The following is a 12,956-nucleotide window of genomic DNA, read 5'->3' on the forward strand; positions in this document are numbered from 1 at the left end:
AAATGGCAATCATTAAGTCGACAGTCAATCGTGATGACACATTTTTCGCTAACAACTACAAAAATATGGCCGAAGTTGTCGACAAATTGCAGACAAACATTGAAGCCATAAAACTCGGCGGAGGTGCCAACGCACATAAAAAACAACAAGAGAAAGGCAAACAGCCTGTAAGATCTAGGATTCAATCACTATTGGACGCTGACAGTGAATTTCTTGAAGTAGGTCAGTTTGCGGCGTGGGATGTCTACGCTGAATCGATACCAAGTGCAGGCGTCGTTGCTGGTATTGGCCGCATTGAAGGGATTGAATGCATGGTGGTGGCCAATGATCCTTCAGTAAAGGGGGGAACCTATTACCCTCTGACAGTAAAGAAACACCTCAGAGCACAAGAGATTGCAGAAAGATGCCACCTTCCTTGTATCTATCTTGTCGACTCTGGCGGTGCCAACCTGCCCCATCAAGCCGATGTGTTCCCCGACCGTGATCATTTTGGGCGTATTTTCTATAACCAAGCCAGAATGTCCGCCAAAGGGATTCCGCAAATTGCGGTTGTGATGGGCTCTTGCACCGCAGGCGGGGCTTATGTTCCGGCCATGGCCGATGTCTCCATCATCATCAAAGAGCAAGGCACTATTTTTCTTGCCGGCCCCCCACTGGTAAAAGCGGCTACCGGCGAAGTCGTCACCGCTGAAGAGCTTGGTGGTGCCTATGTTCACTGTAAGACTTCTGGCGTTGCCGATTATTTTGCCAATGATGAGCAACATGCACTAGAGCTGGCAAGGCAAGCGGTGGCTAGCTGTGCCCTCTCTTCTTTTGATCCTTTGGACCAAACTGCAGCTGCTCCGAGGTATCCCGCTGACGAGATGTTTGGCATTGTAGGCACCGATTTGCGCACACCATTTAATGTTAGAGAGGTCATTGCCCGAATTGTCGATGACTCTGCATTCGACGAATTCAAAGCCCTGTATGGAACAACGTTAGTATGCGGCTTCGCCAGCATCTACGGTCAGCAAGTTGGGATTGTGGCCAATAACGGCATCCTGTTTTCAGAGTCGGCGCAAAAAGGCGCACATTTCATAGAATTGTGCTGCAAGCGAAAAATCCCGTTGTTATTTCTTCAAAACATCACCGGATTTATGGTGGGTAAGAAATGTGAATCAGAAGGCATTGCCAAACATGGTGCCAAAATGGTGATGGCGGTGGCATGCGCTGATGTGCCAAAGTTCACAGTCATAATCGGTGGCTCCTACGGTGCAGGAAACTATGGCATGTGCGGCCGCGCTTACAGCCCAACCATGATGTGGATGTGGCCGAACGCTCGTATATCAGTAATGGGCGGCGAACAAGCCGCAGGGGTATTGGCGCAGGTAAACGGAGACAGCAAACGACGGCAAGGTGAACAATGGACCCATGCAGACGAGGAGGCGTTCAAGCAGCCTATTCGTGATCTCTATGAGCAACAGGGCTCTCCCTATTATGCCAGTGCCAGGCTTTGGGATGATGGCATTATTGACCCAAGAGATACACGGCATATTGTCGGATTGGCACTGCATGCTAGCCAAAGAGCCCCCATCGCTGAAAGTACTTTTGGAATCTTCAGAATGTAGGGCTATAAATGAAGTGCGAGGCAAGTTTATGAATCAAATTATCAGTAATAGCTCAAGCACTAGTCCCACTCCCGAAAAACAAGGTGTACTTTTTCACATCGATGAAAACGGTATTGCCACTATTACTCTAAATCGCTCAGAAAAGAAAAATGCCTTCGACAACCATACTATTGAGGCTTTACTGGCTATTCTGCAGCAACTGAAAGAAAGCTCCGAAGCTAAAGCGCTTGTGTTACGGGCAAATGGGAGCCATTTCAGTGCTGGTGCCGATCTCAACTGGATGCAGTCTCTTGCCAATTTCAGCATGGACGAAAATATCAAGGATGCAGAAAACCTTGCTGAATTACTTCATCAACTAGACACAATACCTTTACCGAGCATCGCCTTAGTCCAGGGAGCAGCGTTTGGGGGAGCACTCGGTTTAATTTGCTGCTGTGATATCGCGATTGCCAGTAAAGATACCCTGTTTTGCTTAAGTGAAGTAAAGCTCGGCCTGGTACCGGCCACAATTGGACCTTATGTTTGCCGTGCCATGGGCCAACGCCAGGCCAGACGCTACATGCTAACCGCTGAGCTTATCAGTGCCTATCAAGCTAAAGAGCTCAATATCATTCATAAGCTGGTATCAACACCGCATGCCTTAGCGCCATGCCTACAAGAGCTGCTAAAACAACTTTCACGAAATAGCCCTAATGCCATCAGAGAAGCCAAAGCACTCTGCCAGCTTTGTGAGTCATCCCTCTTAGACGCATCGTTGAGGAAACAAACATCTGAGCTCATTGCGGCGCTGAGAGTCTCACCTGAAGGGCAAGAAGGTATTGGCGCATTTTTGGATAAGCGCAAGCCCAACTGGAAAATCTCATATGATTAAAAGGCCCGATTGTTCAACCGACTTTCCCGAAAAAGTCACTCTCTATGAAGTGGGTGCACGTGACGGCCTGCAAAATGAAGCGCCTTTACCTTCGCAGACCAAAGTTGATTTCATCAACTTGCTCTCTCTGTCAGGACTAACCCATATTGAAGCGGGGTCATTTGTCTCTGCCAAACGCGTTCCGCAAATGGCAGACTCTCTCAACGTCATGCGTGCAATATCACGCAAAGAAGGTATTACCTATTCTGCCCTCACCCCAAATATTCAAGGTTTCGAAATGGCACTCAGTGCCCAAGCCGATGAGGTTGCTATTTTTGGATCTGCTTCTGAAGGATTCAGCCAACACAATATTAATTGCTCAATCGATGAAAGTCTCAAACGCTTTGAACCGGTTATGGCTTTGGCACAACTGCACAATATTCCAGTTAGAGGCTACCTATCATGTGTTATTGACTGCCCTTATGACGGTCCTACTGATGCAAATCAGGTAATGGACGTCGCAAGAGCGCTCATAGACATGGGGTGCTACGAAGTTTCACTGGGGGATACTATTGGCACGGGAACCCCAATTAAAGTTGCCCGGCTCATTGAAACAATCAATAGCCATATTCCGCACCATCAGATAGCGGTTCATTTCCACAATACTTGGGGGCAAGCTCTACCGAACATCTATCAAGCTTTATCGATGGGTATAGGCACGATTGATGCCAGCGTTGCCGGATTAGGAGGCTGCCCTTATGCGCCGGGAGCAAGTGGGAATGTGGCAACTGAAGATGTTATCTATCTTTGCCAGCAACTCGGGATTGAAACAGGCGTTAAGCTAGAAAAAATAGCAGAGGCCGGTTGGTTAATTACAGAAGCTTTGGGTATCCTCCCTCGCTCAAATGTATCGCTAGCAATGAAAGCAAAGAAACTCCAGTAGCTTTGAAATAAATTTATTTATGTGAAGACAAAGAAAAAGAGTGGTAACTACCCGTGAAATGATAATTACCACTAACTCACCAAAAGCTACATTCCTATCCTCTCAGCACCTTTCAATAAGCTAATAGGTTTCAGATCGAAGAAATCGTTGTTCTGCCTCGAGCTCATTTACCGCACGCCAAAGCTTTTGCTCTCGCTCTTGCAATTTATCGTACAATACGCTGCCAGGCTTGACCTTTAACGTTTCACTAGGGCCAATATACTGGTCTGCCTCATTATTGAATAATTGCCGAAACTCTTCCATTGTCGGTAAACGGTTGTTGTCCTCCTCAAAAGACTCAAAGATATCAACGACTTTATGTGACACATCCCTTTTGATCCCTTCAACATCGACACTATCCATCAGTTTCTCCAAATTTTTAGTCTGAGGTGTTGATCAATCTAGACATCTAAAGTGTAGCTGAAGATGTTTAGTTTATTCGCCAATAGGAAAATCATGTGTAACAAAATATTCTTGATACTAAACTTATGTTTTATAAAAATTTCGCTCCAATCGAACACCTTACATATAATATCTGTGCCTGTTTTGTTTCAAATTTTTAGAATTAGATCTCATTTTCATAAAAACCCTTTATTTGTATGTCACCGATATATCTGCAGTCTATACTTATCAGTATAAATAATTACTTATTCGTCATATGGTTATAGGGGATATGGGATGTGGCTGTACTCAATTATCTTTGACTACATGCGCAAGCCTATTTCCTTTATGGCAATCCCTTGTGCAATATTCCTCACTCCGCTAAGTATTTTTGCTGGTGAAGTAAAAGAAGATGCCTATGATATTCATTACGACAGATTGCATTCTGATCTGAATAACGAAGATGGCTTTCAGGATTGGGTGGACGATACTCAAGATTTTATTTCAGACTCGGTACACGACTATAGCTCATCGATTGATCACTTTATGTCAAAAGACGACGATGAACTCCCCATGCTGAATAGCAGCTATCTCAAAATAAAGCTCGAAGGCCGTTACACCCACAGAGAAAACTTTGACCCTGATGGTAGTGTTAAGCTCAAGATCGATCTTCCCCATACCGAAAAGAACTGGAAAATTATTCTCGACACAGACCCCTCTGATTTCGACCGACTTGAGGACAAACAGCGTGGTATTAGCAACCGCTCGGATGATGGCTTGTCTGGTGCTCTGGGAGGGTTTCGGCTCCAGGGGCAACAGTTAGGAAAATGGAAAACCAATTTAGATCTTGGTTTAAAAATAAAACTTCCAATTGATCCCTTTGCACGTGCCAATTTATGGCGTGTCGATAAACTCAGTCATACTTGGACTAGCCGTATCAACCAGGAAGTGTTTTATTTCGATTCAAGGGGGCCAGGCGCACTCACCGAATTGGATTTTTATTTTTCATCCCTTGAAGACCCAACAACTATTTTAAAATTAGGCTCAAGTGCACAATATTTAGATAACGATGACAATTGGGAATTCGTTCAGCAAGCTGAGGTATTTGACAGAATTAATGATGATAATTTATTGAGATATGCTATTGGCATCAGTGCTGACTCAACACCCAATTACTCTATTACAAACTCTTGGCTAGAAGTTGCTTGGACCCACCGTCTGTATAGCAATTGGCTCTTCATGACGATTACCCCTGAACTCGATTTTCAAAGTGAATTTCAGTACAAAGTTAATCCCGGCATTATGGTTGAACTAGAGCTATTTTTCACCGCCAATCGGGGAATTGACAGGCTAATGAGGTCTATTCCTTTGCCGACAAATTGATAACATCACAAGCATAAAAAACTCGGTAAGCCCATTTCAGACTATCCGAGTTAATTATCTTTAAACTGCTTGCTCGTTAAAGATCTATTTCCCATCGGGAAAACGGATTATCTTTGCTAATTCCCTTTTTTCCCCAGCGATCGATAGGATCAATGATCATAACCCGATGAGAGTTGGGTAATTGGGCCTTTAGTGTTTTACTCAACTTACGAGTTGTTAATATCCAAACGCTCTCATCTTCTGTTAATGTCTTTACAAGCGCTTGTTTTTCATCTTCTGTCCAGTCCATTTCAGGCTTGGTATAACGCCCGACAACAAACAATTGGTTGCCTGAGGCAAAATCTTCAAGCTCCTGGGACAGTAATATCACCGTATCAACTTCAGCATCAAACAACGCTGCTTGCTGCTTGTTGATGAGTGCGCGGACATCAATCATCAGCGTCTGTTGGTTTTCAGCAATCTTGGCTGCATGCTCAGGCCACAATTGTTGAAGATCCTGGCTGACAATCGCCGCCATTCGGGTCAAGTTTGCAGGATTAAGCCAAGGGAATGGTGATAAAACACCATTCTCTAACCTCAGAGCTGCCACTCCCTGCGCCCTTGGTGAAATGGACTGTGAGGCATCAATTTCTACAATGCGGATATTTCCCTGCCGAGTATGGACATAGAGTGGGTCTTGTGGCCATACCGCACCAATAGTCACAACAGCAGTGGCATTATTGGCAGCACGCGCAGTACTTTCTGCCCCTTTACTAGAAAACCAGTTTGGTAAACGCATCATACCGTATCGTTTGGGCGGCAAGTATTGCGTTTCAATCCCTGTTCCCTTCGTCAGTTCAGACGAGATCATATAAGTCACTGGTGTCGCTGTTAGGATATCTTTTGCTTCAACCATCGCCGCAGAGAACATTACTGAGCAAAGCCCAAGTAAACCCAGGGCATTTTTCGCCTTTATATTCATCGGAATCCCCATCTCATTACTAGCTTTTACGTACAATGCGGTAGCTTGTCGCTACCAAGAAGAAGAAAGCTGAAACAATAATGATTGCCGCGCCAGAAGGTACGGGCAATTCTAGCTCCATCGGCAAAATCGTTCCGACCAAACAGCTCACCGTTGCCAGTAACGCCGATACCAACACAAAATCACCCATATTTTTAGTCAGTAAACGTGCCGTCGCCCCCGGGATCAGCAACAAAGCACCGACCAGCACAGCACCGATAATCTTGACTGAAGCAATAGTGACCAAGGTGATCATCATGACAAACAGGTAATCATAAAAGTGCGTTACATGGCCGCGAACACGGGCGATATCCGGGCTTATGCATGTCAGCAAAATGCGATTGAAGGTCGGGATCAATACCAAGATGATCAGCAGGCAACTCAGTCCCAAAATCATAATATCTTGGTCGGTAACCGTTAGGATCGAACCAAACAGTACATTCTCCAACATATGGATATTGATCTTGCGCGCAACGTACATCAGCAATGCAGCACCCACAGCAAGAGCTAAGGCCAAGAATACCCCAACCAAGGTATCGTAAGGTACATTGGTGCGGTTTCTCACAAAATGCAGCAGTAACGCGAATACCATACAGAAACAGAACAAGCCAATAATAGGGTTTTCAGGCGGCTCGCCCAATAACACGCCCAAGGCAATACCGGTCAACGCAGCGTGACCAACAGCCTCGGAAAAAAAAGCCAAGCGCTTGGCAATGACCAAGGTCCCCAAGCCACCTAACAACGGGCCGACCAGCAATGCAGCCACAACCGCATTAACCACAAAGGCATAAGAGAAGCTTTCACTTAACCAACCAGCTTCAACGCAAGACAATGCCAATTGACGAATTGATTCCATCATGCTGCTTTACCTTTTTTCGCCTTTACATCATTGTTTGAACAGGAGTAATGATTAAATAGCCTCTCGATTTTTTCAGGAGTCAATACATCCTGTACCGTACCGCTATCAATCAATTGGCGGTTAACAACATGTACTTGGGCTTTTAGACGCCTAACGGCAGAAACATCATGGTGTACTGCCAATAAGGTTTTGCCTTCAGAAACCAAGTCCAAGATCAGCGATTCCAAATAGCGGACACCCTGCTCGTCCATACCTGTGGTTGGTTCATCCAATACAAGCAAATCTGGGTTGTCCAACAGAGCTTGTGCGAATAGCACACGCTGCTGCTCGCCACCTGAGAGCTGTCCCATCCGGCGGTCAGCACGCTCCGCCATACCCACACGGTCAAGTTGCTCAAGAGCAAAGCGACGTTGCTTAGACAAATTACGCCAGCGTGCCCAAAACAATGGTGTTCGGCTCTGGTTGAGCAATATAAAGTCCATTACCGTCAGCGGTAAGCTTGATTCAAATACCGCTTTTTGTGGTACGTAACCCACTTTCCCCTTGCTATCAGGCCAGTGAATATTGATATCACCTGTGAATGGCGTTAAGCCAAGAATCGATCGCAGCAGCGACGTTTTACCGCCACCGTTGGGCCCCATGACAACATGGCATTGCCCAGCTTCAAATTGGTGGTTTATGTCATGAAGGATTTGATTGTCGCCATACTGCAAATTAACGTTTTGAAGTGAAATGCTCGGTCCAACCATTAGCTTGCCTTCCTTGTCGCGACAAACTGCATGGCTTCAATTAAGGTATCCAGGTTTTCTTTCATTTCCTTTTCGACCTTGCCTGCTTCATATGGGCCGTGCGTCATGTGCGAAAAGCGGTAAAGCTGGACGCCTGTTGCTTTCTCAATGGTGTCAACATAGCGGTTAGGCATGTTCAGTTCATAGAACAACACATCGATACCTGAATGGCGGATCTTTTCAATTGTTTCTTGAAGCTGGCTGGCACTTGGCTCCACACCGTGCGCGGGTTCGATAACCGCAGCAACATCAACGCCAAACTCTTGCAGCAGGTAACCATACGCATTGTGCGTAGTTGCCACGACCATACCGCTAGTGTTCAAATCACCCAGTTGAACCATCGCCTCGTGTTTGAACTTACGGAAAGCGATGGAGTATTTGCGGGCATTAGCTCGATAGAAGCGTGCATTTTCAGGGTCTAGTTTGGATATCTCATTGGCAATGGTATAGACCTTCTGAATCGTAGTAGAGAGGCCAACAAAGGTATGAGGGTTCACAGCACCATCCCCTACCGATTGTCCCATCGCTGGAAGCAAAGGCACATCTTTGTTTGCCTCGATAACAACCAAGTCTTTTCGATTTGCTGCGGCAATCACCTTCAATGCAAAATCATCGTGGCCAATGCCATTAACGACAATGGCATCCATCTGTTTCAAACGGCGCAAATCATTTGGCTGTGGTTGATAGTTATGTGGATTGAAACCGGCATCAACAAGAGGAATGATACTGGCTTTATCGCCTACAACAGCTTTAACGTAGCTATAGTAAGGCTGCAGTGTAATACCAATGTTCATTTTTTCAGCGGCATAACCCTGTGCCGATACAGCTAGCATCAATGCTGCTGATAAAAGCCCTTTTAGGCTGATATTTACTATTTTCATCATTTATTCCAAATAGTCAGTTGCTCGCTATTTAGTGGGAATGCTGTTGCTTGTTTTCTACAAAAGACACTTGAAACCAGCCAGATTTCGCCAGTGCTGAAGAAGAGAATTTAGAAGGTGTTTCAATAGCATTTGGGGCTGGGAATGGCTTAAACCAAATGTTAGGTTCAATCTCTGTGCTGATTAACAGTACCGCAATTACAGTGTCATCAGAGCCCTTCACCTCAGGAACACCTATGTACGCGCCGCCTTCAACGAGCTGCCAGCGATGTCGGCCTTTGTGCTCCCAGCTTTTGTCTTTGATAAAAGGGGGTAACCAGAGAGATTCTAGTTCTGCCACCTGTGGCCAGAGCGGGTCATCACTGGAAGTTTTATCTGCAGGAAGTAACTCTGAATTATCATGAAACACATTCCGGATTTCCTCATGAGCCAGCCGTAGCTCGGCTATCATAGAGAGTTCATTTGCAGGCATATCCTTGATTGAAACCTGATACGCTTCAAGGTCGAGCTCACTATGGCCGGCTTGGTGAAAAGGCAATGAAAGAAAACCGATAGCTAAAATAACCGCAATTGCTAGGGCAACCCACTTGCCTTCGGTACCACCGTCATCTGCTTTTACTGCTTCAGTGATCATTTCTCTTCAATCTCAACAACATCGACTTCAACTGGGCTCTCATGCCCTGCATCGAATACCAGATAAAAGTCATCTTCAGGCATAGAAAACTCTGCAATAGAGCGTTTATCTGTTGTCACGCGATCTATTAGGTTGTCATCGTAATCAAACATCTCGACGTCATAGTCAACTGCCTCACTGCCATCACTGTATCCAGCTTGGCATACCACCTTTTCAGCTTCGAACCAACAGCTCATTAAAGGGAAATGTGCGTAAGCACTGCCAACATTCATTAAACTAGCGGAAACGGCTGCACCAATAAGTAGGTTTTTGGGTAATTTCTTCATTACAATTTCATCTCAAGAAGAATGGCCTGCAATGAGATACAGACCATAACTAATACTTTATTGCTCAGTTTTAAGGCCTATAACTGCACTTACTGCAACACGGCTTCAAATGTCAGGTGAACATTGACGCTGGCACGATCAGCTAGCGCATTGTTTTCAAGATCACCTTTATAATTGGCCTTCATCAACCAACGGCCCGCATGTTCAGGGACAAAGGTCACCATGCCCTGCTCGTCACTCACAACATCAATCTGCTCTTGGTGGTTGCGGTAAAGCGTACCCTCACGCGTAATTTCGGCTGTTACGCCCTGCTGAGGTTCACCGTTGAAGAAAAACTGGAAGGTCACCTCTTCACCCTCAACGATATCTGCAGGGTGTGTGACAGGTACAAGCTCAAGGTACTTGCCTTCAATCTCAAACGCTTTTTCTGTTGGCTTACCTACGGTCACATACGTTTCAGCACGCGTATAACTGATTTGCGTAATAACATCGCGAGATTTCTTAGGTAGCACTTCATCACGCTCGGCTTTGTGCGCCTTGATCCACTTAACGGTATCGCGTCGGCCGGCTTTATATTGGGTGTAGTATGAAGGCACGTTATTTACGCGAACTTTGTGGGTACCTTCCTCTTCAAAGTAGAAATCAAATACCGAGCGGCGCTTTCCCTTTGTTACATAAGACGGGTACTGGATACGACCATCTGGCATGACGATTTGGCCTGTTTCACTACCTGCCGGCTTATCAAACACAAAAGTGCCGTGTGACGCGGTCACATCAAAAGTCAGCCAATCACCACCTTCTTTTGAAACCGTAAAGTGGGAAGGCAAAATCCAGCGTGGGTGGGCATTAGCCGTGGCACTTACTGCCATGCCAGCGACTAAAGCACAGGCAATAGTTGCTGCCTTAACTTGCGAAGATTTAATCATTTTATAATTCTCGAATTGTGTTGAATCTTTATTTCACTGTGTACTGAAGTCGGATATCTCCCGTCTCTTCAGTAGGCTTGAGGTGATGAGTAAAACTGGCTTCAGCCAAATTGATTTTTTGGCGTAGGTAATTACGACCACCGTGTTCACGTACAACTTCGACGTAAAAGGTGTAATCGCCCTGCTCAACTCGGTTGCCAGCATCATCCAGGCCATCCCAGACAAAACGATATTCACCAGCAGGCCTTGTGGCCGATGTGACGGCATCGACTAACTCGCGGTCATAGCGTCCGACTTTACGCCACCAGCTTCTCAAGTCCTTAAGCCATTCATCCTTGCCCACCCATAACTGGACCGTGCGTACCGGTTTACGGTTGCTGTCTTCGATCCAAACAGCAACATAAGGTCGCGCATACATAGAGGTTTCAATTTTTGGCAATTGAAACTCAATATCCATCGAGGCTGATTCTGGGAGTGGTTTGGCGAAAGCCGTAAATGCAATCGGCATAGCCAGACTCAAGCCAGCAAGCGATTTAGCAAAAGCATTCATGGGTGTTCCTTGTCAAATAGCCTGTTAAGGCACAGCGAAAATAAAAATTAATAGCGTGGTGAGCGAGCCCAGTGCCATCCATTTCATTGACGTATTCAATGTTTTCTTTTTAGGAAGCAGCAGACATACACCGGTTAAAACGAAGAAGACCATCAACAAAGCGGTGATATCGATAAACCATTTCCAAACCTCACCGCTGTTCCTGCCCTTGTGGAGGTCGTTCAGTACAGCAACAATGCCGTAATGGTTCTTTTCTATTTCGGCTTCTTGGCTGACCAAATCAATAAAGACTGTGGCATTGTAGCCAGGGCCTTTGTAATCAAGGGCAATTTCGCCTTCGATCAACTCGCCACCTTCAAGTTCAGTAAACACTTCCATCGCTGATGGCATACCAGACAAGTCAGCATTCGTCTTCAGAAACGCTAATAACGCATGCTCTTCTGGCACGAAAGCATTGTTTCCGCTTGCCATTAATGAATGTGGCAAGGTAATGGTTAGCGACTCTACGTTCGGCTGGCTTTTTACGAACAGTTCAGGGCGGTTTAGGGTTATCCCTGTTACTGAGAAAAACAGTACAACGAGCAGCAGAGCCATAGACACGTAGATATGCAGGCGTCGGGCCCAGAGCTGAACCGCTTTACTTTTCAATAGCATGGTCAATTCAATGTATAGTGACTATCTTATGCCGCACAACATAACTGATAATCGTTTTCATTGGCATTAAATTTACATTGTTTACGAATGTAAGCTTTTTGACAGGGGGAATTTATTGATGATTGATGTTTCTTATCATGACATGCAATGTTTTTTGTTTTCCTAGGTAATAGTGATAACCAATCACTGAAACCTTATGCGGCTAGCTATCTCAAAGAATTAACTAAGTCTAACAATTGCCTATTTAAATGAATTAGCCGTATCGAAACAATAGGTCTTACTTGAAGGCTTCAATCAAATAATTGTCGACAACATATGACCATAAGTGACCATAGTTATAGAAAACCTCATGCCCTGAAACACCCGGGCCTAATTGATAGAACTTAAAGTCGACCTGTCCACCAGCATCCTCATAAGCTGTAACGAAGCTTTGTATTGTCAAATCAGAATAGTAAGGATCGTTGTGGCCATAGATAAACAGTGTCGGTATTTTTAGCTTATGGGCTGCATTCTTAAATATCTCGATATTTTGCGATAGAGCCCCAGTATTACAAGTGTCCCCTACCCATCCACCGGAAAAGTTAATCACCCCGGCAAAGTCTTCTGGGTGTTGTGAGGCATAAACGAGCGAAAGGATCCCGCCTCTAGAATTACCTGATAACAGTATTTTATTTTTATCTACCCATGGTTGCTCGATTAAATAGTCATACGTAGCATCTAAAGATTGCAGAGCATAATCCAACCCTTTGTTAATCCCTTCACGGTCACAAGTATATAACTCGTTATAACTTCCTTCGGACTTACCCCGACCTCTTCTCATCGGGATAATCAGCGCAATATCTTTACTGACTAAATACTTGCCGAAGCCCCAAGGGTTGATGGTGTAGTCTGTGGGAATAACATATGGCCCTGTTGAACCATGGTTAAATATAACAGTGGGGAAAGGTCCTTCCCCCTCAGGTTTGTATACTGTCGCTTCTAAGTTAATAGTGCTCTTACCAAAAAAGCCACTTTCGACCAATGGAACCTTAACACTTTCACCGTAATAATTAGCCAATGAGCCCGTTGAAAAGCAAAGCACGAAACAACCTAAAGCGAGACGACGACTCATTACAAACTCCAAATCAATATATTG

The 12,956-nt window shown here is 45.2% G+C and carries 15 protein-coding genes; 4 read left to right on the forward strand and 11 right to left on the reverse strand.

Annotated elements, in window-relative coordinates:
• The first annotated feature begins 2 nt into the window (after window positions 1-2).
• From R2X38_RS01110 to R2X38_RS01120, 3 genes are read left to right on the forward strand one after another with little or no spacing between them, the layout of a single operon-like run.
• The gene (locus R2X38_RS01110; RefSeq protein ID WP_317520159.1) at window positions 3-1,607 is read left to right on the forward strand and encodes a carboxyl transferase domain-containing protein; all 1,605 of its coding nucleotides are present in this window, start codon (window positions 3-5) and stop codon (window positions 1,605-1,607) included.
• 37 nt (window positions 1,608-1,644) lie between these two features.
• The gene (locus R2X38_RS01115) at window positions 1,645-2,478 is read left to right on the forward strand and encodes an enoyl-CoA hydratase-related protein (RefSeq protein ID WP_411184584.1); all 834 of its coding nucleotides are present in this window, start codon (window positions 1,645-1,647) and stop codon (window positions 2,476-2,478) included.
• Window positions 2,471-3,400 (forward strand): hydroxymethylglutaryl-CoA lyase, encoded by a 930-nt coding sequence (locus R2X38_RS01120; RefSeq protein ID WP_317520160.1) that lies wholly within the window; start codon window positions 2,471-2,473, stop codon window positions 3,398-3,400. The genes R2X38_RS01115 and R2X38_RS01120 overlap by 8 nt, the downstream gene beginning before the upstream one ends.
• A gap of 120 nt (window positions 3,401-3,520) precedes the next feature.
• On the opposite strand, the gene R2X38_RS01125 is transcribed toward R2X38_RS01120, so the two are convergent.
• A complete protein-coding gene (locus tag R2X38_RS01125; protein ID WP_317520161.1) occupies window positions 3,521-3,802 on the reverse strand; it encodes a hypothetical protein in 282 nt (93 codons plus the stop codon).
• 315 nt (window positions 3,803-4,117) lie between these two features.
• Here R2X38_RS01125 and R2X38_RS01130 point away from each other — a divergent pair, with 315 nt between their 5' ends.
• A complete protein-coding gene (locus R2X38_RS01130) occupies window positions 4,118-5,203 on the forward strand; it encodes a hypothetical protein (RefSeq protein WP_317520162.1) in 1,086 nt (361 codons plus the stop codon).
• Between the two features lie 76 nt (window positions 5,204-5,279).
• On the opposite strand, the gene R2X38_RS01135 is transcribed toward R2X38_RS01130, so the two are convergent.
• From R2X38_RS01135 to R2X38_RS01180, 10 genes are all read right to left on the reverse strand, one after another.
• Window positions 5,280-6,158: a metal ABC transporter solute-binding protein, Zn/Mn family gene (locus tag R2X38_RS01135; protein WP_411184586.1), complete on the reverse strand. Its 879-nt coding sequence runs from the start codon at window positions 6,156-6,158 to the stop codon at window positions 5,280-5,282.
• Window positions 6,159-6,183: 25 nt separating this feature from the next.
• Complete coding sequence (locus tag R2X38_RS01140) at window positions 6,184-7,059, reverse strand: metal ABC transporter permease (RefSeq protein WP_317520885.1); 876 nt, start codon at window positions 7,057-7,059, stop codon at window positions 6,184-6,186.
• On the reverse strand, window positions 7,059-7,811 hold the full coding sequence (locus R2X38_RS01145; RefSeq protein ID WP_317520163.1) for a metal ABC transporter ATP-binding protein: 753 nt from the start codon (window positions 7,809-7,811) through the stop codon (window positions 7,059-7,061). Before R2X38_RS01145 ends, R2X38_RS01140 begins: the two co-directional genes overlap by 1 nt.
• A complete protein-coding gene (locus R2X38_RS01150) occupies window positions 7,811-8,734 on the reverse strand; it encodes a metal ABC transporter solute-binding protein, Zn/Mn family (protein ID WP_411184392.1) in 924 nt (307 codons plus the stop codon). Before R2X38_RS01150 ends, R2X38_RS01145 begins: the two co-directional genes overlap by 1 nt.
• Before the next feature lie 28 nt (window positions 8,735-8,762).
• Window positions 8,763-9,365: a DUF6162 family protein gene (locus tag R2X38_RS01155; protein ID WP_317520165.1), complete on the reverse strand. Its 603-nt coding sequence runs from the start codon at window positions 9,363-9,365 to the stop codon at window positions 8,763-8,765.
• Window positions 9,362-9,637, reverse strand: a complete 276-nt coding sequence (locus R2X38_RS01160) for a hypothetical protein (protein WP_317520886.1) — start codon at window positions 9,635-9,637, stop codon at window positions 9,362-9,364. Before R2X38_RS01160 ends, R2X38_RS01155 begins: the two co-directional genes overlap by 4 nt.
• Before the next feature lie 143 nt (window positions 9,638-9,780).
• Window positions 9,781-10,617: a DUF4198 domain-containing protein gene (locus tag R2X38_RS01165; protein ID WP_317520166.1), complete on the reverse strand. Its 837-nt coding sequence runs from the start codon at window positions 10,615-10,617 to the stop codon at window positions 9,781-9,783.
• Window positions 10,618-10,645: 28 nt separating this feature from the next.
• A complete protein-coding gene (locus R2X38_RS01170; RefSeq protein WP_317520887.1) occupies window positions 10,646-11,125 on the reverse strand; it encodes a DUF2271 domain-containing protein in 480 nt (159 codons plus the stop codon).
• Between the two features lie 66 nt (window positions 11,126-11,191).
• Window positions 11,192-11,821, reverse strand: coding sequence for a PepSY-associated TM helix domain-containing protein (locus tag R2X38_RS01175; protein WP_317520167.1), 630 nt, complete (start codon window positions 11,819-11,821; stop codon window positions 11,192-11,194).
• 277 nt (window positions 11,822-12,098) lie between these two features.
• Window positions 12,099-12,932, reverse strand: coding sequence for an alpha/beta hydrolase family protein (locus tag R2X38_RS01180; RefSeq protein ID WP_317520168.1), 834 nt, complete (start codon window positions 12,930-12,932; stop codon window positions 12,099-12,101).
• Window positions 12,933-12,956 lie beyond the last annotated feature (24 nt).

This window comes from Photobacterium rosenbergii (assembly GCF_033022775.1).
In the GTDB taxonomy this organism is placed as follows: domain Bacteria; phylum Pseudomonadota; class Gammaproteobacteria; order Enterobacterales; family Vibrionaceae; genus Photobacterium; species Photobacterium rosenbergii_A.